Origin of the sequence: Halococcus sp. IIIV-5B, from assembly GCF_003602035.1 — an archaeon.
Classification (GTDB): Archaea; Halobacteriota; Halobacteria; order Halobacteriales; family Halococcaceae; genus Halococcus; species Halococcus salsus.
This window is the reverse complement of record NZ_QZWE01000027.1, coordinates 16,665-37,549: the sequence shown is the minus strand read 5'-3', so window position 1 is coordinate 37,549 and position 20,885 is coordinate 16,665. Positions and strand designations below refer to the sequence as shown.

General features: G+C 67.4%; 25 protein-coding genes. 12 read left to right on the top strand and 13 right to left on the bottom strand.

What is annotated here, in order from left to right; translation table 11 throughout:
* Positions 1 to 55: 55 nt before the first annotated feature.
* The 4 genes from D3261_RS20105 to D3261_RS15515 form a co-directional block, all read right to left on the bottom strand.
* The gene (locus D3261_RS20105; RefSeq protein ID WP_158589407.1) at positions 56 to 256 is read right to left on the bottom strand and encodes a hypothetical protein; all 201 of its coding nucleotides are present in this window, start codon (positions 254 to 256) and stop codon (positions 56 to 58) included.
* A gap of 93 nt (positions 257 to 349) precedes the next feature.
* Positions 350 to 604 carry a hypothetical protein gene (locus tag D3261_RS15525; RefSeq protein ID WP_120073918.1) on the bottom strand — a complete coding sequence of 85 codons (255 nt, stop codon included), beginning with the start codon at positions 602 to 604 and terminating at the stop codon, positions 350 to 352.
* Between the two features lie 115 nt (positions 605 to 719).
* Positions 720 to 1,277: a hypothetical protein gene (locus D3261_RS15520; protein WP_120073916.1), complete on the bottom strand. Its 558-nt coding sequence runs from the start codon at positions 1,275 to 1,277 to the stop codon at positions 720 to 722.
* 323 nt (positions 1,278 to 1,600) lie between these two features.
* Positions 1,601 to 2,437 carry a DUF2182 domain-containing protein gene (locus D3261_RS15515; RefSeq protein WP_120073914.1) on the bottom strand — a complete coding sequence of 279 codons (837 nt, stop codon included), beginning with the start codon at positions 2,435 to 2,437 and terminating at the stop codon, positions 1,601 to 1,603.
* A gap of 440 nt (positions 2,438 to 2,877) precedes the next feature.
* On the opposite strand from D3261_RS15515, the gene D3261_RS15510 reads away from it, so the two are divergent.
* Positions 2,878 to 3,255, top strand: a complete 378-nt coding sequence (locus D3261_RS15510) for a metal-dependent transcriptional regulator (RefSeq protein WP_120073912.1) — start codon at positions 2,878 to 2,880, stop codon at positions 3,253 to 3,255.
* On the opposite strand, the gene D3261_RS15505 is transcribed toward D3261_RS15510, so the two are convergent.
* Positions 3,225 to 4,583 (bottom strand): cytochrome P450, encoded by a 1,359-nt coding sequence (locus D3261_RS15505; protein ID WP_120073910.1) that lies wholly within the window; start codon positions 4,581 to 4,583, stop codon positions 3,225 to 3,227. The genes D3261_RS15510 and D3261_RS15505 overlap by 31 nt on opposite strands.
* Before the next feature lie 126 nt (positions 4,584 to 4,709).
* Here D3261_RS15505 and D3261_RS15500 point away from each other — a divergent pair, with 126 nt between their 5' ends.
* The 10 genes from D3261_RS15500 (at position 4,710) to D3261_RS15460 (ending at position 13,146) form a co-directional block, all read left to right on the top strand.
* The gene (locus D3261_RS15500) at positions 4,710 to 5,381 is read left to right on the top strand and encodes a helix-turn-helix domain-containing protein (RefSeq protein ID WP_120073908.1); all 672 of its coding nucleotides are present in this window, start codon (positions 4,710 to 4,712) and stop codon (positions 5,379 to 5,381) included.
* Between the two features lie 60 nt (positions 5,382 to 5,441).
* Complete coding sequence (locus D3261_RS20100) at positions 5,442 to 5,594, top strand: hypothetical protein (protein ID WP_158589406.1); 153 nt, start codon at positions 5,442 to 5,444, stop codon at positions 5,592 to 5,594.
* Positions 5,595 to 7,019: a sodium:solute symporter gene (locus D3261_RS15495; protein ID WP_120073906.1), complete on the top strand. Its 1,425-nt coding sequence runs from the start codon at positions 5,595 to 5,597 to the stop codon at positions 7,017 to 7,019.
* A 199-nt stretch (positions 7,020 to 7,218) separates the two neighbouring features.
* The gene (gene glpR / locus D3261_RS15490) at positions 7,219 to 7,980 is read left to right on the top strand and encodes an HTH-type transcriptional regulator GlpR (protein ID WP_120073904.1); all 762 of its coding nucleotides are present in this window, start codon (positions 7,219 to 7,221) and stop codon (positions 7,978 to 7,980) included.
* Complete coding sequence (pfkB, locus tag D3261_RS15485; RefSeq protein WP_120073903.1) at positions 7,977 to 8,858, top strand: 1-phosphofructokinase; 882 nt, start codon at positions 7,977 to 7,979, stop codon at positions 8,856 to 8,858. Before glpR ends, pfkB begins: the two co-directional genes overlap by 4 nt.
* 120 nt (positions 8,859 to 8,978) lie before the next feature.
* Positions 8,979 to 10,151: a PTS fructose transporter subunit IIC gene (locus D3261_RS15480; RefSeq protein WP_120073901.1), complete on the top strand. Its 1,173-nt coding sequence runs from the start codon at positions 8,979 to 8,981 to the stop codon at positions 10,149 to 10,151.
* A 51-nt stretch (positions 10,152 to 10,202) separates the two neighbouring features.
* Positions 10,203 to 10,670, top strand: a complete 468-nt coding sequence (locus D3261_RS15475; protein WP_120073933.1) for a PTS sugar transporter subunit IIA — start codon at positions 10,203 to 10,205, stop codon at positions 10,668 to 10,670.
* Entirely contained in the window at positions 10,663 to 10,932 is a 270-nt protein-coding gene (gene ptsH1, locus D3261_RS15470) for a phosphocarrier protein HPr (RefSeq protein WP_120073900.1), read from the top strand. The genes D3261_RS15475 and ptsH1 overlap by 8 nt, the downstream gene beginning before the upstream one ends.
* Before the next feature lie 10 nt (positions 10,933 to 10,942).
* Positions 10,943 to 12,658 carry a phosphoenolpyruvate--protein phosphotransferase gene (gene ptsP, locus D3261_RS15465; RefSeq protein WP_120073935.1) on the top strand — a complete coding sequence of 572 codons (1,716 nt, stop codon included), beginning with the start codon at positions 10,943 to 10,945 and terminating at the stop codon, positions 12,656 to 12,658.
* Positions 12,655 to 13,146 carry a PTS fructose transporter subunit IIB gene (locus D3261_RS15460; protein ID WP_120073898.1) on the top strand — a complete coding sequence of 164 codons (492 nt, stop codon included), beginning with the start codon at positions 12,655 to 12,657 and terminating at the stop codon, positions 13,144 to 13,146. Before ptsP ends, D3261_RS15460 begins: the two co-directional genes overlap by 4 nt.
* Before the next feature lie 46 nt (positions 13,147 to 13,192).
* Here the strand turns inward: D3261_RS15460 and D3261_RS15455 are convergent, their stop codons facing one another.
* From D3261_RS15455 to D3261_RS15435, 6 genes are all read right to left on the bottom strand, one after another.
* Positions 13,193 to 14,029 carry a fructosamine kinase family protein gene (locus D3261_RS15455; protein ID WP_120073896.1) on the bottom strand — a complete coding sequence of 279 codons (837 nt, stop codon included), beginning with the start codon at positions 14,027 to 14,029 and terminating at the stop codon, positions 13,193 to 13,195.
* 112 nt (positions 14,030 to 14,141) lie between these two features.
* On the bottom strand, positions 14,142 to 14,714 hold the full coding sequence (locus tag D3261_RS15450; protein ID WP_120073894.1) for a peroxidase-related enzyme: 573 nt from the start codon (positions 14,712 to 14,714) through the stop codon (positions 14,142 to 14,144).
* Between the two features lie 42 nt (positions 14,715 to 14,756).
* Positions 14,757 to 14,909 (bottom strand): hypothetical protein, encoded by a 153-nt coding sequence (locus tag D3261_RS20095; RefSeq protein ID WP_153300669.1) that lies wholly within the window; start codon positions 14,907 to 14,909, stop codon positions 14,757 to 14,759.
* A 65-nt stretch (positions 14,910 to 14,974) separates the two neighbouring features.
* A complete protein-coding gene (locus D3261_RS15445) occupies positions 14,975 to 15,226 on the bottom strand; it encodes an MTH865 family protein (RefSeq protein ID WP_120073892.1) in 252 nt (83 codons plus the stop codon).
* Positions 15,227 to 15,300: 74 nt separating this feature from the next.
* Entirely contained in the window at positions 15,301 to 16,089 is a 789-nt protein-coding gene (locus tag D3261_RS15440; protein ID WP_120073890.1) for an HAD-IIA family hydrolase, read from the bottom strand.
* A 55-nt stretch (positions 16,090 to 16,144) separates the two neighbouring features.
* Complete coding sequence (locus tag D3261_RS15435) at positions 16,145 to 17,128, bottom strand: NAD-dependent epimerase/dehydratase family protein (protein WP_120073888.1); 984 nt, start codon at positions 17,126 to 17,128, stop codon at positions 16,145 to 16,147.
* A gap of 131 nt (positions 17,129 to 17,259) precedes the next feature.
* Here D3261_RS15435 and D3261_RS15430 point away from each other — a divergent pair, with 131 nt between their 5' ends.
* Positions 17,260 to 18,399, top strand: coding sequence for a glycosyltransferase family 4 protein (locus tag D3261_RS15430; RefSeq protein ID WP_120073886.1), 1,140 nt, complete (start codon positions 17,260 to 17,262; stop codon positions 18,397 to 18,399).
* 18 nt (positions 18,400 to 18,417) lie between these two features.
* Here D3261_RS15430 and D3261_RS15425 read toward each other — a convergent pair whose 3' ends face one another.
* On the bottom strand, positions 18,418 to 19,884 hold the full coding sequence (locus D3261_RS15425) for a sulfatase (protein ID WP_120073884.1): 1,467 nt from the start codon (positions 19,882 to 19,884) through the stop codon (positions 18,418 to 18,420).
* 142 nt (positions 19,885 to 20,026) lie between these two features.
* Entirely contained in the window at positions 20,027 to 20,833 is an 807-nt protein-coding gene (locus D3261_RS15420) for a glycosyltransferase family 2 protein (RefSeq protein ID WP_158589405.1), read from the bottom strand.
* Positions 20,834 to 20,885: the final 52 nt, after the last annotated feature.

Genomic DNA, 20,885 nt, shown 5'->3' with positions numbered 1-20,885 from the left:
TGTCGTTGTAGTGATGTATGCATGCGTCGGGGAGAACATCGTGCCGCGCCCGCCGTCATCGGGCGGGCGTGGCGTCCGGGTCGTCGGCGTCGTCCGGTTCGGAGCCGTCGAGCTCCGATCCGTCGGTCGTTCGTCGTCGATACAGCAGGTAGAGTGCGAGTAACAGGCTCACCATCGGTCGAAATGCGTCACCGGTCGGTGGGTCGCCCGGGCGGTCATCCACAACCGCTGCGTCGGCCCGGTCCGTAACGCCCATCGACGACGGGGGCTGAAAAACACCGTCGGCCGTCCGCCGCGACAGTCAGTCCCGCCGGACGGAACACCGGTTCTCGTGCGAGGTCGCGAGCTCTCAGGGCTCCCGGTCGGACTCCATCTCGATCTCCGTGACGCCGTCGGAAGCGGGCTCGACGGGTTCGAGCAGCGACTTCACGGCTTCGAGGGTTTCGAGGCGGTCGCCGACCTCGGCGAGGAGGGCCGCGCGGCGCGCGCGAAAGCGGGCCTCGGTGTAGCCTTCGGGGTCGTCGGGTTCGTCGAGCAGGTCGACTAGCTCCGTGAACAGCTCGCGCTCGGACAGCCGTTCCGGCGGCGTCTCGGGTGGGTTCATGGTCGATTTTACGCACGAACCCCGACGACTTCGGTTTTATGGCATCGGCAGTGCAACTATCGACACCGTATCGGGGAGCAACGGCCCGGACGTCGTCCGGTGAGCGGGACGCGGCTCAGAACTGGACGAACGCGTCCGGGTCGACCGCGTCGTCGAACGCGCGGCCGTAGAGGGCGGCGACCGTCTCGCGGATGGCGGGGAGCTGGTCGGCCCCGTCGTCGCAGCCGCTCACACACCGAGCGGTGATGCCGGTCTCGTACTGTTCGTACCGAAGCCGACCGTGACACCGCGGACACCGGGGCTCGACGTGGGCGTGCATCCAGTCGACGTCGTAGCCGGCGGTCGCGAGCCGGCGTCGGAGCGCGTACCAGACGTGGACGTCCCAGGACTCGGCCCCCTCGCCCACCCGTTTGAGGCGTGCGAGCGCCAGCGCCGCCTTTCGGTAGAGCCGGTCGTCGGCGGGCCGGTGACGGTCGTGGCAGTCACGGAACCGGTTGAACAGCGCGGCCTTCGAGGACCGGACCGCGCCGGTCGTGAACTCGCCCGCGGCCTGGGCCGCGAGCGAGCGCTCGTCCGCGGTGACGACCCGCTTCGGTCGCCCGGTCTCGTCGTAGTATCGTTCGTCGGAAAGCGATGCGCCCGTCTTGGGACAGAAAGCGTCTTCTCCTATCATTGTTCGTCCTCCCGGTCGGGATGTCCGGAGCCGTTCCACGGTCCGGTGAACGGAACCGTGGCAGTGCCGGGGCTGGCACCCGTCCGGTCGATGCCGCGGGGGGTGGCCCCCCTCGGGGGAGTGGCGAGAGAAGTCGCCGGTCGGTGGTGGCCACTCCCGATCGGCGGCACGACCGCTGCACTGGGCCATGGGACGTCATCCGCGCAGGAGTGCGCGTCATCCGGTCCGGTCCTGTGATAAACCAAATTTAATCCTTTCGTAAAAAACGTTTCGTCGGTATAGAACGATGGGCTATTGTGGGAAAGCGGTGGCCGACGCGGAGCCTACATCCCGAAGGCGATCGGGAGCGGAGGCTGGACGAGGAGTACCGCGAGGCCGGCGAGGAACGCCGCGAGGCCCGTCGCGGTCGCGATCTCGCGGCCCCAGTCGGGGAGGCGTTCGAGCGCGACCACGCCGGTCAGGACCACCATCCAGACGAGGTTCATCTCGCCGAAGAACGGCATGAGGAGGAAGAAGGGCCCGAAGCAGACCAGCACACAGCTGCCCCCGTGGACCAGCCCGTTGGCGAAGCCGGCGCCGAGGCCGTTCGTGTGGGCGTCGACGGACGCACAGCACGTCCGCAGCCGGGACTGCTTGAACGACGAGAGCTGATAGAGCCCACAGCAGACGAGAACCCCCCCGACGACGAGGCTGGTGTGGGCGCGCGTGAGCCCGTAGATGCCGCCCGGCAACACCGCGTCGAGCCCGAGCGGGAGCACGCCGGAGCCCAGCCAGACGAGGGAGTAGCCACCGAGAAAGCCCGTGACGGCGGTCGTGACCGCGAGCGCCGACCCCTCGTGGGCGGCGGCGTACTCCCGGACGAACCGGGTCATCGCGGGGTGCATCATCGCCCACATCATCACGCCCCACATCACGAGATAGCCCGCTATCGCACCGAGCGTGCCGACGTGGAAGACGCCGCGTTCCATCGCGCCCGGCGCGGCCATCGGGATCCCCTGATCCATGAGCCACATCATCCCCGGCATCGGGAGGTGGCCGTCGACCACCAGCAGCCACCAGCCCACGTCGAGGAGGACCATCGCCGCCACGGCCGCGGTCGTCCGGTCGAACGAGACGTCGAACCGGGCGGCGAGCCACGACCCGGTACCCTGGTCGGTCATCGACCACCCACCGGCCGCTCGGGCGGTCGTCCACCGCCAGTCGGTTCGCGTTCGTCACGTCGGCCGGAACGCGAAACTGAGCGATCGTTTTCGGTCCATCTCGCACGGTCCGCGAGGGGTTTCGTTCCCATCTCCGTTCGTGAACGCGCTCGATCCCGGGTTAAAGTGTAAACATACTGTTGTGAGATGCTCCGTTCGAGCGAGTGGTCGGGCGTCGGCACCGTCGAGTTCGCCGTGACCGGGGAACCGGAACGGTTAACAGTTTTTAGGTTTGCCTAAAGGTATGTCGCGCGACGGCACGAAACCAGCGGGGTCACGGCAAGGGGCAGTCACGTGACCGAGCTCGGCGGGACCCGGCCGTACATCGACGGTTCGCGAGCCCTTCCGCTCGGTTCTGGAGGGGGTCCGGGGACGAGCGAGCGCCGGCCCGTCGAACGCCGATGAGCGGAACGGCGCAGTACCTGCTGGCGGTCTACATCCTCACACAGCGGGGGGAGCCGCCGGTCGCGCCGGGTGCCATCGGCGACCTCCTCGGGAAGTCGCCGGCGACGGTCACCGAGATGCTCCAGCGGCTCGAAAGCGAGGGGTCGGTGACCTACGAGCCGTACCAGGGGGCGACGCTGACGGAACCGGGCCGCGAGCGCGCGGCGACGCTCCACGAGACCTACGTCACCGTCTCGTGGTTCTTCCGGAGCGTCCTCGAACTCGACGAACACGAGGCGGAGGCGATGGAGATGGCCGGACTGGTGAGTCCGTCGGTCGCGAGGCGGCTCGCGGCGACGCTCCCCTACGACGACCCGGTCGCGGACCGTTCGTGAACCACCATCGAGACGGGTTCCTTCGGTCGGGAGGTCACCGTCGGGACCACCTCGAGGTTCCGGTCGGAGGCGAGTTCGAGGTGGTAGTCCTGGTAGACCGTCGCCAGCAGCAGGCGGGCTTCGAGCATCGCGAACCGGTCGCCGATACACCGGCGCGGGCCGGCCGAGAACGGGAAGTACGCGAGGTGTGGCAGCGACTTCTCGAACGTCCGCGTCCAGCGGTCGGGGTCGAACGCCAGCGGGTCGTCGTACCAGCGGGCGTCGCGATGAACCACCCACTGGTTCATGAAAACCTTCGCGCCGGCCGGGATCGGGTAGCCGCCGAGTTCGTCGGCCGCCTCGGCCTCCCGGACGATCCCGGGGACGGGCGGGAAGAGCCGCATGGACTCCTTCACGACCCGTTCGGTGTAGGTGAGGTCGGGGAGGTCGGCCATCGTCGGGCGCTCGCCGTCGAGGACCGAGTCTATCTCCGCGACGAGTTTCGCCTCGGCCTCCGGGTGCTGGGCGAGGAGGTAGGTGGTGTACGTGAGTGAAACCGCCGTCGTCTCGTGGCCCGCCGTGATGAGGGTGATCACCTCGTCGCGGATCTGTTCGTCCGAGAGGGGGTCGCCGTCGTCGTCGCGGGCGGCGAGCAGCATCGAGATCACGTCGTGTTCGCCGGGGTCGGCGCGTTTCTCGCGGATGATCTCGTCCACAACGCCGTCGAGGGTCTCGCGGGCGCGAGCCATCTTCCGGCGGGAGGGCAGGGGAACCGCTTCCGGGAGCAGGAGGTTCGGGAGGCTCGAGGTCGCCGGCAGGAAAGCGTTGACGGCGCGTTCGATGTCGTCGACGTACCGGTCGATGTCGACACCGAACAGCGCCTGCGAGACGATCCGGAGGGTGAGTTCCATCATGTCCTCGTGGATCGCGCGCGTCTCGCCGTCCTGCCAGTCCGCGAGCATCGTATCGGTGAACTCGGTCATCATCTCGGCGTAGACCTGGATCCGCTTCGGGTGGAAGGACGGCTGGACGAGGTGGCGGTTGCGACGCCACGCCTCGCCCTCGCTGTTGAGGATACCGTTGCCGGTGAGCGGACCGAGCACGCGCTGGAACTGCTGGCCCTTCACGTAGTTGGTGTTGTTGTGGACCAGCACGTGCTCGATGTCGTCGGGGTGGTTGAGCTGGTAGACCGGTCCTTGTGGGCTCTCCCAGTGGACGACGTCGCCGTACTCGTTCGCCATCCGCTCCCTGAACGCCAGCCCTTCGAGGACCGACCTGGGCATCGACCCGACCACGGGAAGCCCCGACGGGCCGGGCGGGTACTCGACGTCCGCTGTATCGTTGCTCATTCGATCCACCCTACACGGGCGGCGGGGTTGGGAGTTCCCCCTAGCATGATGGAACCCATTATACGACCACCGAACCGGCACGACCCGAAGCCGAGGAGCTACCGGGGTGGGTCCCGAAGCGGTGGCATGGCCGCCGAGACCCTCCGTTCCGCGACGGTGTCGCTGACCGGGATGGCAGCGGACCCCGTCGTCGCCCGGTTCGACCGGTCGGAGACGGTGTCGATCGAGTCGACCCGGTACCTCGGGCCGGTCGACGACGGGCGGTACGTCGGGCTCTCCGACCTCCGGGGCGACCTCGACGTCGCGCAGGAACTCCTCGCTGCGAGCGACCGGGTCGAACGCTACGACGTCGCCGGCACCGGCGAGCACGGCATCGTCTACGCCCACTACCGGAGCGCGGGCCTCATCGGCGACCTGCTCTCGATCCTGTATCGGAACGACATCGTGGTCGACTGGCCGATCGACCACCGGATCGCGGACGGGGAATCCGAAGCGCGGGTCACGGTGGTCGGCACCGCCATCGGCATCCGGCGGGCGGTGGCGGCGCTGCCCGAGCGGGTCTCGCTCTCGGTCGAGCGGGTGGGGCAGTTCGATCCGGCTGGAGACGACGCCCTCCTCACCGAGCGCCAGGCGGCGCTGCTCGACCTGGCGGTCCGCGAGGGATACTACGAGGTGCCGCGCGGGACGACCCACCGCGCGCTCGCCGAGCGGCTCGACCTCGCGCCGGGCACCGTGAGCGACCGGCTCCAACGGGTCGAACGCCGGGTGATGATCGCCTACGCCACCGACGGGTTCTGAGGGAGGAGAAACGAACCCCGGCCGGTGGATTTATTTTGGGTGTCGGGGATGGGTTGTGGCGTGATACCGATACTCGACGTGTTCGGACTCCCGACGACGACCTTCGTGATGGCGGTCGCGACGGTTCTCGCGGGAAGCCTCGGCGCGATCCACTACGTGGTGGTCCACACCATTATGGGCAAGCCGTTCCCCGGCGAGGAGGCCGCCGAATAGATGGTCAACCAGGTCTACCTCGGCGCGTTCATCGTCTACCTCCTCCTCGTGCTCGGGATCGGGCTGTGGGGCTACACCAGGACGAAGACCAAGGACGACTTCTGGGTCTACGGCAGAAATCTCGGGAAGTGGCTCGCGACGTGGTCGCTGGTGGCGAACTTCTTCAGCGCCGTCGCCGCCATCGGCGTCATCGGCGAGACCTCGCAGGTGGGTTATGCGATCCTCGTCGGCGTCAACTTCGGGCTGGCGCTCGGTATTAGTGGACTGTACTTCGTCTCCCACAAGGTCAGAGCGCTCGACAAGGTCACCCTCTCGGATATCGTCGCCAACGTGACGGGCCGGGAGTACGCCCGTCCCGTGACCGGCGCGATCCTGTTCGGCAACGCTTGGGTCTACCTCATCATCCAACTCGTCGGCGCGAGCGTGCTCGTCACCGCCATCACGGGAGTTCCCTACGAGTACATGGTCTGGGTCATCGGGATCGTCTTCATCGCCTACACGGTGCTCGGCGGGCTCGTGAGCGTGGCCTGGACCGACCTGCTCCAGGGGACGGTGATAGTGGCGCTGATGACCCTCACAGCAGCCTACCTCGTCGTCGACCTGGGTGGGTTCACCGCGACGAACACCCAGTTCGCCGCCATCGACCCACAGAACGTCACCCCGCTCGGCGGCCAGTACACCCTGATCACGATCGTGAGCTCGATCCTCGGCTTCTTCGGGACGATCTTTACTGGGCAGAACGTCATCATCCGAATCAACGCCACGAAGGACGTCGAGACCACGAAGTTCCACCTCGCGGCCGGCGGGGTGATCATCGGGAGCTTCCTCGTCGTCACAACAGTTTTGGGTGCTGCAACGGGTGTCACGCTCGACAACGCGGGAGTCACGGTCACCAACACTGACCGGGCGTTCCCGATACTGATCACCGAGTACATGCCAACGCTGATCGGCACAGTAGTCATTCTCGGGATCATGAGCGCCATCCTCTCGACCACCGACACCCGTCTCCACGCGCTCGGGGTGACGGTGAGCCGGGACATCTACGACTACTTCCGACCGAACACCTCGGACGAACACCAGCTCAAAGTTTCGCGGTACGCCACGGTGGTCTTCGGGCTGCTCGCGACCGCCATCAGCGCGAACCCGCCGGGAACGATCTTCGACCTCTACAGCTTTCGAGCGGTGTTGCTCACCACCGGGCTTCTTCTACCTGTGTACGTCGCGCTCTACTGGCGCGGGTTCGACGGCCGCGTCATCCTCGTCTCGATGGTGCTCGGCGGGGTGGTCGGCGTCGGCACCGCGCTCGCGGGCGGAGCCCTGTTCGGCGTGCCCGCGACACTGCTCGGTGTCGGCGTCGGTGCGCTCGTCCTCCTGGTCGGTCGCGTAGTGCTCTATCAGGTCCCAACGTCACAGTCGACGTCCTGACGTACGCGAACGCAGCTGACCGCTCGTGATTGGCCACTCCGCTCCCGGGAGGACACGACCGAAAGTGTGTGGAGAGCTGTCAAAGAGACTGACGACGGTCGGCGACGTGGGATCGACGTTCGTACGCTATATTTCGATCGGAAACGAACGGGAAAACGACTAAGATTGCAGAAACGAAAACGGTAGCCGACGACCATTCATGCTACCCGCCACGCGGAGACGGACGGTCATCGAGCTGGTGTCCGAGAACGGGGGCTGTTCGGTGAACGAGCTCTCCACGGAACTCGAGGTCTCGAAGGCGACCGTTCGTCGCGACCTCGGCGCGCTCGCGGACGAGGGCTTGGTCGAGCGCACCCACGGCGGCGCGGTGCCGGTGACGAGCGTGGGCCGCGAACGGAGCCACCAGCAAAAGGGGATCCGGAACCTCACCGAGAAGGCGACGATCGCCGAGCGCGCGGCCGCGGAGATGGTCGGCGAGCAGGTGGTCTTCTTCGACGCGGGGACGACCACGATGGAGGTCGCGAAACGGCTATCGACCGACGAGGCCGCCCTGGCGGTCACGAACTCGCCGCTGGTCGCGCTCGAACTCGCCGCCGAGGACCGCGAGGTGAAGCTCACCGGCGGGACGCTGCGCGGCAGAACGCGAGCCCTGGTGGGCCCGACCGCCGAGGGGTTCATGGAACGGATGCGCTTCGACCTCCTCGTGCTCGGGACGAACGCGATGGACGCCGACGGGCTGATGACGCCGAACGAGGCGGAGGCCCGGATGAAGGAGCTCATGATCGAGCGCTCGAAACGGGTCGTGCTGGTCGCCGACCACACCAAGCTCGGCGAGCGCAGCGTGGTCCGGTTCGCCGACCTCGCGGCCATCGACACGTTCGTCACGGACCGACCGCCCGGCGAGACCGAACGCAAGTCGCTCGAGAACGCCGACGTCCGGATGCTAGTGGGTGAATCGTGATACTGACGGTGACGCTGAACCCCGCCGTCGACCACACGGTTCGCCTCGACGAGGCCCTGGAAGCCGGACGCGTCCAGCGCGCGAGCGAGGCGCGGTTCGACGCCGGCGGGAAGGGGATCAACGTCGCGAAGTACCTCGACGGGCTCGGTGCCGAGACGCTGGCTACAGGAGTTTTAGGTGGCTTCCTCGGGGAGTTCGTGGCGAGGCGGCTGACGGTCGACGGGATCCCACACGACTTCGTCGAGACCGACGGCCGAACCCGGCTGAACACCACCGTTCTCACCGACGCGGAGTACAAGGTCAACCACCGCGGCCCGTCGGTCGAGGGGGCGGTCGTCGACAGGGTGATCGACCGGATCGAGGCGCACGACCCCGAGACGGTCGTCGTGGCGGGGAGCCTGCCCCCGAGCCTCGGGATCGAGGCCATCGACCGGATCGCGGCCTCGACGGACCGGGAGACGGTCGTCGACGTCGGCGGCGAGCAGCTCGACCGTCTCACGGGGAGCTACGCGCTCTGCAAACCGAATCGAGCTGAGCTGGCGGCGGCGACCGGCGCGCCGACCGCGACCGTCGAGGAGTGCGCCCGGGCCGCGGAGACGCTTCGGGCGACCGGCTTCGAGCGGGTCGTCGCCTCGCTGGGTGCTGACGGCGCGCTCGTCGCCACGCGGTCCGGAACCGTCCACGTTCCGGCCCCCGAAGCCGAGGTGGTCGATACGGTCGGGGCGGGCGACGCGCTGCTCGCAGGCGTGTTGGCGGCGCTCGCCGAGGGAGCGACCGACGAGGACGCGCTCCGGCGCGGGGTCACCGTCGCGTCCCGCGTCGTCGGCGTCCCCGGCACCACGATCCCCGCTCGGTCGTCCGTCGGTGACGTGGGCTGAGCCCGGAGTCGGGACGGATCGACCGTTTGCACAGTTTCCCGTCGTTCACGGCATCTCGATCGAAAACGATCACGTTCGGTAGTATTTAGGCGATATAGAACGATCGTCGAGGAGAGTTCCATGGCCACCAGCGATTCGATGGAGGCGGCGATCAGGTCGTATCTCACGTCGGTGAAGGAGGACCTGATGACCGGCGTATCGCACATGATCCCGTTCGTCACGATCGGCGGGATCTTCCTCGCGCTGGCCTACGCGTCGGCGTCGGTCTTCGGCGACGTCAGGTCGGTGTTCGACGCGACGGGGACCCTCGGCTGGTTCCTCGCGCAGGTCGGCAACGCGGGGTTGACGATCATGGTCCCGATCCTCGGGGCTTACATCGCGTACGCGATCGCCGACAGACCCGGGCTCGCCCCCGGGTTCCTCCTGTCGTACATCATCCAACAGGGCGAGGTGCTCAAGGCGGCCGGCGACGTCGTCGGGCTCTCGGGCGGTGAGGCGGGGGCGGGCTACCTCGGCGCGCTCGTCGCCGGGCTGCTCGCGGGCTACGTCGCGCGCTGGTTCAAGCGGCGCTCGGTGCCGGAGTTCATCAAGCCGATGATGCCCGTGCTGATCGTCCCGGTCCTGACGATGGTGATCCTCTCGCCGATAGTGATCTTCGTACTCGGCGTGCCGGTGGCCATCGCGAACGCCGGGCTCACGAGCTTCCTGAGCGGGATGCAGGGGAGCCAGGCGCTCCTCGTCGGTGCGATCCTCGGCGGGATGATGGCGCTCGACATGGGTGGGCCGATCAACAAGGTCGCCTACGTCTTCTCGGTGGGGCTCATCACCGAGCAGATCTACGCGCCGATGGCGGCGGTGATGATCGGCGGGATGATCCCCCCGCTGGGGCTCGCGCTCTCGAACTTCGTCGCGCCGCAGAAGTACACCGCGGAGATGTACGAGAACGCCAAGAGCGCCGTCCCGCTCGGGCTCTCGTTCATCACCGAGGGGGCGATCCCCTACGGCGCGGCCGACCCGCTCCGCGTCATCCCCGCGATCGTCACCGGGAGCGCGGTCGGCGGCGCGGCCTCGATGGGGCTCGGGGTCACGATGCCGGCCCCGCACGGCGGGATCTTCGTGGTCCCGCTCTCGAACCAGCCGTTCGCCTTCCTCGGGTGTATCGTCCTCGGAACGCTCGTGACGGCCGTGATCGCGACGCTCCTCAAACCCGACTTCGAGGTCACCGTCGCGGACCTCGAACGCGGGAGCGGGACGACCGGGGCGGCGGAGACACCGCGGTCGGCGGACGACTAACGCCACGATCGAACACAACACACATCATACAGCCACGAGATGGAACATGCAATGCTCTACGACATCGACCAACTGATGCCGACCGACCTGATCACGCTCGACGAGCCACCCGCCGAGAAGGAGGCCGCGATCGAGTCCCTCCTCGACGTGGTGGTCGATGCCGGGCGCGTCGACGACCGCGAGGCAGCGCTCGCGGCGCTCCTCGAACGCGAAGAGGAGACGACGACCGGCGTCGGCAAGGGGATCGCGATCCCCCATGCACAGACGGACGCCATCGACCAGGCTTCGGTGGCCTTCTGCCGATCGTCGGCGGGCCTCGACTTCGACTCGATGGACGACGAACCCGCCCACCTGGTCTTCATGATCCTCGTCCCCGAGGGTGGCAGCGACGAACACCTCGGGATCCTCGCGTCGCTCTCGCGCTCGCTGATGCACGACGACGTTCGCGAGTCGCTCTACGAAGCGGAGACCGCCGAGGACGTGCAGGCCACGATGGAGGCGGCGATAGACGATGACTGAACGCACGGTGACGGTGGTCCCCGAGGCCGGCCTCCACGCTCGGCCCGCCTCCGAGTTCGTCCAGACCGCGAACGAGTACGACTGTGACATCGAGGTCGGCCCCGTCGACGGTGACCTCGTGGACGCGCGAAGCATGCTCGCCGTCACGAGCCTCGGCGTCGGCCACGACGAGGAGGTACGGCTAGTCGCCGAGGGCGAGGACGAGGAGGCCGCGCTCGACGCGCTCGAAACCGTGCTCTCGACGCCGGAGGGCGAGGAGTGACTTGTCGTTCATGACCGAACGAACCCTCCGTGGTATCGGCGCGACACCGCTCTCGGCCGTCGGTAGCGTCGTCTGGTATCAGCCCGACGAGGCCGTCGACCTCTCGGACCCGCCGGTAAGCGAGACGGTCGACTCGGACACGGAGCGCGAACGGTTCGAATCGGCGCGGGAGCGGGCGCGGGAGGAGTTGGAGACCGAACGCGACCGGGCGGCCGAGCGCGTCGGGAGCGACGAGGCGGCGGTGTTCGACGCCCACATCCAGTTCCTCGGCGATCCGCAGATCGAGGGAGCGGTCGAGGACGAGATCGATAGCGGGCTGCCGGCCGAACACGCCGTCAAGGAGGGGTTCGCGAGCGGTATCGAGCAGTTCGAGGGGATGGAGGGCCGGATGGCCGAGCGCGCCGACGACCTCCGGGACGTCCGCGACCGCCTCGTACGGCTCCTCGTCGGCGCGGAGCGGCTGGACCTCTCGGGGCTGGCCGACGGAACGGTTGTATTCGCCGAACGGCTCACCCCGAGCGACACCGCCCAGCTCGACCCCGACACCGTGGCGGGGTTCGTCACCGCCACGGGCGGGCGGACCTCCCACGCCGCGATCTTCGCGCGATCGCTCGCGCTGCCCGCCGTCGTCGGCGTCGGTGACGAACTCTCCGAGGTCAAGGAAGGCACGACGGTCGTCGTCGAGGGCGAGGCGGGCGAAGTAGTCGTTGAACCGGACGAGGGAACCCGCGAGCGGGCGGCCGAGACCGACCGTGCCGAGGTCCGCCACGAGCCGGTGACGACGGCGGATGGCCGGGGGATCGAGGTGGCCGCGAACGTCGGCCAGCCGGTCGAGATAGAGGGCGCGACCGAACGCGGGGCCGACGGGGTGGGACTCTACCGCACCGAGTTCCTCTTCCTCGATCGGGAGGAGCCTCCCAATGAAGAGGAGCAGTACGAGGCCTACCGCGAGACGCTCGCGGCGTTCCCCGACGGACGCGTAGTGGTCCGGACCCTCGACATCGGCGGCGACAAGCCGATCCCCTACCTCGATCTCCCCGAGGAGGAGAACCCGTTCCTCGGCGAGCGCGGGATCCGGCGGTCGCTCGGAGTAGACGAAAAGCTGTTCGAGACCCAGCTCCGGGCGCTGATCCGTGCCGCGGGCGAGGCTGAAGGGGATTTGGCCATCATGTTCCCGCTGGTCGCCACGGTCGAGGAGTTCGAGGCCGGGCGCGAGCGGGTCGAAGCGGTGGTCGCGAAGCTCGAATCGGCGGGCGAACCCGTCGCACGACCCGAGGTCGGGACGATGATAGAGACGCCGGCGACGGCGTTTCTAGCACCCGATCTCGCCGCCCGAGCGGACTTCCTCTCGGTCGGCACGAACGACCTCACGCAGTACGTGATGGCCGCCGACCGGGGTAACGAACGCGTCGCCGACCTCCACGACCCCCGTCAGCCCGCCGTGGTGCGCGCGCTCCGGCAAGTCGTCGCGGCCACCGAGGGTACCGACGCGTGGGTCGGGATGTGCGGCGAGATGGCGGGCGACCCCGCGCTGACCGAGCTCCTCGTCGGCCTCGGGTTCGACGAGCTGAGCATGAGCGCCGTCACCCTCTCCGAAGTCAAAGCCCGGATCGAGGCGATCGATTCGACCGAGGCCGAACGGCTCGCCGAGCGCGCGCTGGACGCGAGCACGAAAGGAGAAGTAGACGAACTGCTCACAGAAGCCAACGGAGACCGAGACCAATGAAACTCGTCGCAGTCACGTCCTGTCCGACCGGTATCGCACACAGCCAGATGGCCGCCGAGAGCCTCGAACAGACCGCCGAACGGCTCGGCCACGAGATTCAGGTCGAGATCCAGGGGGCGATGGGGGCCGAGAACGAACTCGGCAAGGCAACGATCGCCGACGCGGACGCGGCGATCATCGCTGCCGACACCGCGGTCTCGCGCGACCGGTTCGAGGCCGCGGACGTCCCCGTCGTCAAGGCCACCGTGAAGGCCGCGATCAACGACACCGAGTCGTTGTTCGAGCGCGCCGAGGAGACCGGCGGGGGAGCGGAAGCAAGCGACACGGCCGAAACGGAAACGACGGAGACCGAACCCGCCGAGTCGAGCGTGGACGAGGACGAGGCCGACGCGAGCGCGCAGACGGGCTACGACGACCTCAGCCCGGACCAGATCGGCGGCGACCCGCGGAAGGGGCTGTTCGCCCGGATGAAACGTCGGTTCTCGTAGCGACGACAGTCGGATTGTTTCCGACCGACGACGGCGAGATGACGCCTTAGTAGCCGAGTCGGTCGAGGGTCCGGTCGAGCGCGTCGTGATACTGACCACCGAACAGCGAGACGTGTATCAACAGTGGGTAGAGCCGGTAGACGTAGCGACGGTGCTCGAAGAAGCCGGGCTCGATCCCGCGATGTTCCCGATAGCGCTCGAAGAACGCCTCGCCGAACGTACCGGTCCAGTCGATATACGCGAGTTCGATCTCGGGGTGGGCGTAGTAGACCGCGGGGTCGAGGAACGCGGTGACGCGGCCGTCGCGCGAGAGGACGTTCGTGGTCCAGACGTCGCCGTGGATCAAGGACGGGGAGTCCGGTTCGGCGAGGAGGCCATCGAGGTCGGCACAGACGGCTTCGACCCGTTCGCGAGTCTCCGGGGCGAACTCGCGGGCCGAGAGGACCTGACGGAGCCGGTGGTCGCGGTAGAACGCGACCCAGGAGTCGGTCCAGGGGTTCGGCTGGTGAACCGGTCCCACGACCGTGTCGCGTTCGAAGCCGTAGCTCGAAGCCTGCCGGTCGTGGAGCGCGGCGAGACGGTCGGCCGCGTCCCTCGCGACGGCCGCGTCGTGGCTCGTTTCCCCGTCGACGTACTCGATGACCAGCAAGTCCGACGAGGCGTGGTGGACGGCGGGAACCGGGAGGTCGCTGTGGCTGGCGAGGAATCGGAGCATCCAGCCTTCGAGGTCGAGCGGTGTTTCGCCGACCTTCGCGACGACCCGTCGACCGTCGGCGAGGCGCGCGCGATAGACCGTCCCGATCTGTCCACCCGAGAGCGCCGTGAACGAGACGGGAGCCGAGCCGAGGGCCGCGTCGACTTCGGCTTCGGGGGGAGTCGTCATCCGAGGGGAGTCCGGTCCGTGTAGGGATGAACGTGGTCCATCGAGTCGGTCGGACGGTTCGTCGTCACGTCGGTCGCGACACGAACCGGTGGGGTGGATCTACGAACCCTGGTCAGCTGGACGGGTCGCGGCCGAGGGTGTGGAACACCTCGTTCGGGCGGATGTCGGCGAACGTCGACATCCGATTCGAGAGGTTGAAGAAGGCGGTGACGCTCGCGATGTCCCAGACCGCCTTCTCCGAAAAGCCCGCCTCGCGGAGGCGCTGGACGTCCGCCGAGTCGACTTTGCCCGGTGAGTCGGTGAGTTTCACCGCCACGTCGAGCATCGTGCGATGGGGTTCGGCGAGGTCGGCGGACCGGTGGTTGGCGGCGAGCTGGTCGGCGAGCAGCGGGTCGTCGCCGTAGATCCGGAGGAGTGCGCCGTGGGTGACGACACAGTAATAGCAGTCGTTCGCGCCGCTGACCGCCACGATTATCATCTCTATCTCCTCGCGTTCGAGCGCGGTGTGTTCGACCAGCGCGTCGTGGTAGGCGAAGAAGGCCCGGAAGTGCGAGGGACGGTAGGCGAACGCCGAGAAGACGTTCGGCGTGAACCCCGCGTCCTCGGTCTCGCGCTCGATGCGCTCGCGGACGTCGTCCGGAAGTGTCTCAGGATCGGGAACGGGAAACTCGCCCATTGGTTCCATATCCGACCGACGACGGTCGGTGTGGGCTTCAAGCTTCGGGGCTCAGCGGTACGAATCCAGCCACCGGCTGAGCACGAACAGCACGCCGTAGCCGATCAACCCGAGGACGAACACCGTCGCGGGGATGACGAACGGTCCGAACGTCCGGAACAGCGTATCGACGACCGTCTCGAACGCCATCGCCAACCCCGTCATAGTCGGGTCTCGGCAGCCGCGGGCTTAACTCTTTGACTCCGACGCGACGAACCTCGAACCCCGATTCAGAGCTCGTCCTGGGCCTTGAGCTGCTCGATGACGTCGTCGACGAAGTTCTCGGGGCTCTCGTAGGGGAAGTTCCCACCGGAGAGTTTGGTGTTGAGCTCCATCGCAGTCATCGAGAAGTCGCCCGACTCGAACTTCGTCGACGGCCCGTTCGGGAGCGCCGGCACGAGGTCCATCGGGCTCGAGATCGGGTAGTCGGCACCTTCGAACGCGTCTATCATCTGGGATCTGAGTTCGTCTTCGTCTGCCATAGCACCCACGAGTTTGCCGAGTGTCAGTAAAAACGTTCGGGAACCCCGAGTCCGTTGGTCGGAATTGTCGGGGGCTACCGGAGCGCGTCGAGCACCGAACCGATCTCCCCAAGGTTCTCGATCACGTGGTCGGGTTCGACCGAGGTCGTGGCGAGCGTGGTCCCGTCGGTGACGCCCGAGCGAACCAGGACGGTCGTCAGCCCGCCGCGCTCGCCGAGCGCGATGTCGGTGTCGAGCCGGTCGCCGACCACGAGGCACTCCTCGGGGTCGGACAGAGCCGCGAGCGCCGCGTCGAGGGCCTCTCCGGAGGGTTTGCCGACCACGATGTCGGGCTCGCGTTCGGCGACGCCCGCCACCGCGTTGATGATGGCCCCCGACCCCGGCACCGACTTCCCATCAGCGGTGGGGATCGTGACGTCGGGGTCGGTACCGACGAACGCCGCGCCGGCTTCGAGCGCCCGGAGCCCCGCGGTCATGTCGTCGTAGGTGAACCCCCGGTCGTAGGAGGCCACCAGCACGTCACAGGTCTCGGGGGCCTCGACTAGCGCCAGCCCCGCCTCCTCGAACAGGGAACGGAGCCCCGACGAACCGATGAGGAAGACCCGGTCGTCGGCGTGTTCGCGCGTGAGGTAGTCGGTCGTCACCGTGGCGGCCGACCGGATGCGTTCGGGATCGACGTCGAAGCCCATCCCCGCGAGCCGGTCGGCGAACCCCGCGGCCGATCTGGTCGGGTTGTTCGAGAAGAAACAGGGGGTGTAGCCGGCGTCCCGGAGGGCGTCGATGCCGCGCCGTGCCCCCGGAACCGGCGTCTCGCCCCGGTAGACCGTGCCGTCGAGGTCGATTATCGCGCCACGGGTGGTCATGGGAACGCTGGGGGGCGAAGCGGCTAAATCCTGGCGTTTCAGCCCGACAACGGACTCACGACGAGCGAACGAGCGGTTCGTACCACTCCCGGTTGTCCCCGTACCAGTCGATGAACCGCTCGACGCCGCTCCGGATGTCCTCGGTCGGTTCGTAGCCGATCAGCTCCCCGGCCTTCGAGACGTCGGCGTGGGTGTGTTCGGCGTCGCCGGCCTGTCGCTCGCCGTACTCGATCTCGAGGTCGGGCGCGATGGCGTCCCGGACGGTCGTCGCGAGCGTCTCGATCGAGACGTTGTCCGTGCTCCCGATGTTCATGGTCTCGCCGTCGGCGGCGTCGGTTTCGAGCAGTTTCGCGTTCGCGCGGACGATATCCGCGACGTAGGTGAAGTCCCGTGTCTGGGAGCCGTCCCCGTAGACGACGGGCGGTTCGTCGTTCGTACACCGCGAGACGAAGTTCGAGATGGCCATGTTGGGTCGCATTCGCGGGCCGTAGACCGTGAAGTAGCGGAGTGCGACGGTCGGGATGTCGTAGAGGTCGCCGTAGACCCGGACGTAGTTCTCGGCGGCGAGCTTCGAGACCCCGTAGGGACTCACCGGCGTCGTCGGCTGGTCCTCCTGGTAGGGCAAGGAGACGGGTTTGCCGTACACCGACGATGAACTCGCGAACACCAGACGCTCGACCCCCGACTCGCGGGCCGCGTCGAGCACGTTGAGCGTCCCCTCGACGTTGATGTCGTCGACCTTCCGGGGGTTCTCGACGCTCGTGCGGACCCCCGCCTGTGCGGCCTGGTGGAACACGTACTCGGCGTCCACGACGAGGTCGTGGACCGTCTCGGCGTCCCGGACGTCGCCCTCGACGAACTCGTAGCTCCCGCCACCCTCCTCGGCCGCGGCGCGCGCGGCGTCGATGGTCCGTCGTTTGATGCCGACGTCGTAGAACGGTTCGAGGTTGTCGAGCGCGACCACGTCGTGGCCCTCGCGGGCGAACGTCTCGGCGAGATGGCCGCCGATGAACCCCGCGCCACCCGTAACTAAGATCATTTTCGGATGCGAGAAAGCCAGGCGCATAAAACCTACCGAATGTCGCTCGGTCGGACCCCGGGGACCGTCATCGCCACACGCGACGGCCACGTATCGAACCGTTTTTGCCCCGCCTGCGTTTCGAACGACCGATGCGAATCCTCCGAGTCGCACAGAAAGTCTATCCGGACGTCGTCGGCGGCGGCCCTTACCACGTCCACGCGCTCAGCCGCGACCAGGCCGCGATGGGCCACGACGTGACGGTACTCACGATCGGCGAGGACGGCCCGCGCCGCGAGGAGCGCGACGGCTACACCGTGGTCCGTCGGCCGGCGACCGCCGAACTCCTCGGCAACGACATCTCGGTCGGGGTCGCGCGATTCCTCCGGCAGGCCGACGACTACGACGTCGTCCACGCCCACTCACACCTCTACTTCTCGACGAACCTCGCGGCGCTGAAACGCCGACTCGACACGACCCCGCTCGCGATCACGAACCACGGCCTCTACTCCCAGTCCGCCCCCGAGTGGGTGTTCAGGCTGTACCTCCGGAGCCTCGGCCGGGCGACGTTCAACACCGCCGACGCGGCGTTCTGTTACACCGTCGAGGACGCCTCGCGCCTCCGGGAGGTCGGCGTGCGGACCGACATCAACGTGGTCTCGAACGGCATCGACGAGACGCGGTTCTCGCCGGACGGCCCGGCGCGCTCGGGGATCGGCGGCGACCCCGCGGTGGTGTTCGTCGGCCGCCTCGTCGAGGGGAAACGACCTGGCGACGCGCTGGCGGCCATCGAGCGCGTTCGCGAGACGCACCCGAACGCGCGGCTCTGGTTCGTCGGGACCGGGCCGCTCCGGGCGGATCTCGAGGACCGCGTCGCCGAGCGTGGACTCGACGAGGCGGTGGGGTTCCTCGGCGAGGTCGACTACGAGGCGATGCCGGCGGTCTACCGCGCCGCCGACCTCTTCGTACTCCCCAGCCGCGCCGAGGGGCTCCCGCGGACGGTGCTCGAAGCGCTCTCGACGGGCACGCCGGTCGTGACGAGCGACCTCACCCAGATACGGTCCGTGGTCGACGGTGCTGGCGTCACCGTCTCCGTCGGGGACCAGGAGGGCTTCGCGAGCGCGATCGCCGACCTCGCAAGCGACGAGGAGCGGTACGCACGCTACAGCGAGCAGGGTCGCGAGCGGATCGCCGAGGAGTACTCGTGGTCGGCGACCGCGAGGAAGACGACGGAGCATCTGGCGGAACTCTGTGGTGCCGACCCGCGAACCGACGAGCGGGCTTCGGACTGACTCGCGCTCCTTGGAGGGTCAGAGATAGCCGAGGTCTTCGAGGCGGTCCTGTGTCGCGTCGGTCATCGACACCGACCCCGAGGCCTCGCTGTGCTCGAACGAATCCAACCAGTCGTCGAGAACGGTTTCGAGTTCGTCCACCCGGTCGGGAGTCTCGGCGGCGAGGTCGGTCGATTCCTCCGGGTCGGCATCGACCGCGTAGCGTTCTCGGCTGCCGTCCGACCCACGGATCAGTTTGTCGTCGTCGGTCCGAACCGCTCGGAGCGACCGGTCGAACGGGAACCCGTCAGGGAGGGGACCGACCTGCTCGCGGAGCGCGTCCATCGAGGGTTGTGGGGCCATGTACTCGGCGATGGCGTGGGTCCGTGGGTCGGTGGTCGTGGCTGGGTGGAACGACCGGCCCTGGATGGACTCACGCATCGCAGGTGCGTCGATGTCGGCCGCGTCGAGCAGCGTCGGCGCGAGGTCGGTGAGCTGGACGAGGTCGTCGACCGTTCCACCGCCGTCGAACGCGCCGCCGGCCACGACGAGCGGGACGTGGAGGAGGCTATCGTAGAGGCAGTACTGGTGGTCCATCAGGTCGTGGTCGCCGACGTTCTCGCCGTGGTCGCCCGTCACCACGAGGATCGTGTCCTCCCACTCGCCGGTGGCTTCGAGATGGCCACGGAGGTCGCCGATACGACGGTCGAGGTAGGCAATCTCGGCGTTGTAGAGCCCGTGAAGGACCTCGAACTCCGCCTCGGTGTGCGATTCGTGACCCGTGATGTAGGCCCACGCGTCCTGTGAGACCGTCATCGCCTCGTCGTAGGTCACGCCGTTCGGGAGGTACTGTTCGGCGAGGGCGCGCGGTGGGCGATATTCGAGGTGGGGTTCGAGGTAGTTGACGAACGTGAAGAACGGTTTTTCCGTAGTGCGGTCAGCGAGCCACCCCCGAAGCCACTCGTTGGTCCGACGTGCACCGTCGTCGGTTCGCTTCCTGAAGAACTGGCCGTAGACCGCGTTCGCGGCGTTGATGGCCGGGTTGCCGTCGAGCAGCCGCGCGGCGAGCGCTCGAACCATCTCGCTCCCGCGTTTCGTTCGTGCCACCTCGCCGAGGTCGGTGTCGGTCTGGACGTACTGCCAGGTCTTGTAGAGCGTTTCGAACCCGCGCGCGAACCCGAACTCCTCCGAGATCCAGGTGTTGTTCGAGACGGCCACCGTCTCGTAACCGTTCGACTGAAAGGCCTCGGCGAGCGTCGGAAGGTCGTCGTCGAGGTGTTTGTGTCCCGCGTGTGCGCCGTGTTTCGAGGAGTAGGTCCCGGTGAACAACCCGGCGTGGGAGGGTAGCGTCCACGGCGCGCTGGCGAACGCGTTGGTGTACTCGGTGCCCTCACTCGCGAGGCGGTCGATGGCCGGAAGCCGTGTCTCACGGTGCGCGGACCGGACGACGTCTCGTGCGCGCGCGGTGTCCATCACGACGAGCACGACGTTGGGGCGGGAGACCATCGATCGGATAGAACAAAGCGGGACGCGCCGGCCTAAATAGATTTTCAGTCGCGCCGAACCTCATTTGGGTTCGGTGAGCCGGCACGGACGCAGCGGTCGTCTGCGGATAGGACACCGGTTCACGATATCCAGTTGCTCTCGATCACCCGATCGACCCGATCACGCGTCCGACAGTGTATCCGGCAAATTGAGCCACTGCGGACCATGTACTCGACTCTGATATCACTGCGTTCGGGATCCCAAGCGCGACGTGCCAGCCGGGACGGAGGTCGTATTTGCCCTGTAGATACCCTTCCGTCCATCCCTGCGACCGCGGGTTCTGCGTCCGGTGGGCAAATCGAGCTTGGTGATTGAAGACCCAGAGGTAGCCTTGGGATTCGATATGGCGGCGAAGATACTGGTCCTCCCACACAGTGAGGTCCGCTGGGAACTTGACCCCGGCAGCCGCCGCATGACGGACGAGTGTCGCGTGGGTGCCGCCACGAAACGAGCGATGATGGACCCACGCCGAGGGATGGCGCTCGGTAGTTGTGTCCACAGTGGGTTCGGGATCCGCCGTCGTCGTCTGTGAGGTTTTCCGTCCCTGAAGCGCTCCGATACGTGGTGCGATGGCGCTCGCGTGGGCTTCGAGATAATCCTCCTCGATCCGGGCGTCGTCATCGAGAAACAGGAACCACTCCGTTTCGACGCGTTCGATGGCCTGCTCACGGGCGGCTGGGAGTGAACACGCTTCGGAAACGATGTCGAGACTCCAGCCGTATTCCTCCGTGCGATCGGTCGCGAGAGCGCATGTATCGTCCTCGCTCTCGTCATCGATGATGCGGAGACACTCGATCTCGATCGAGCTCGCTTCCTCGCTCCGAGCGAGATGGTCGAGCGTGGTTCCGAGAACTGATGCACTCTCATGGGTTGGTATGGCTACGTCGATAGTAGTGATAGTGCTCGCCATATCTGGCATCCGCTGTCGAAGGAATAAAAGCCAGCGTCTTGAAACCGCCTAC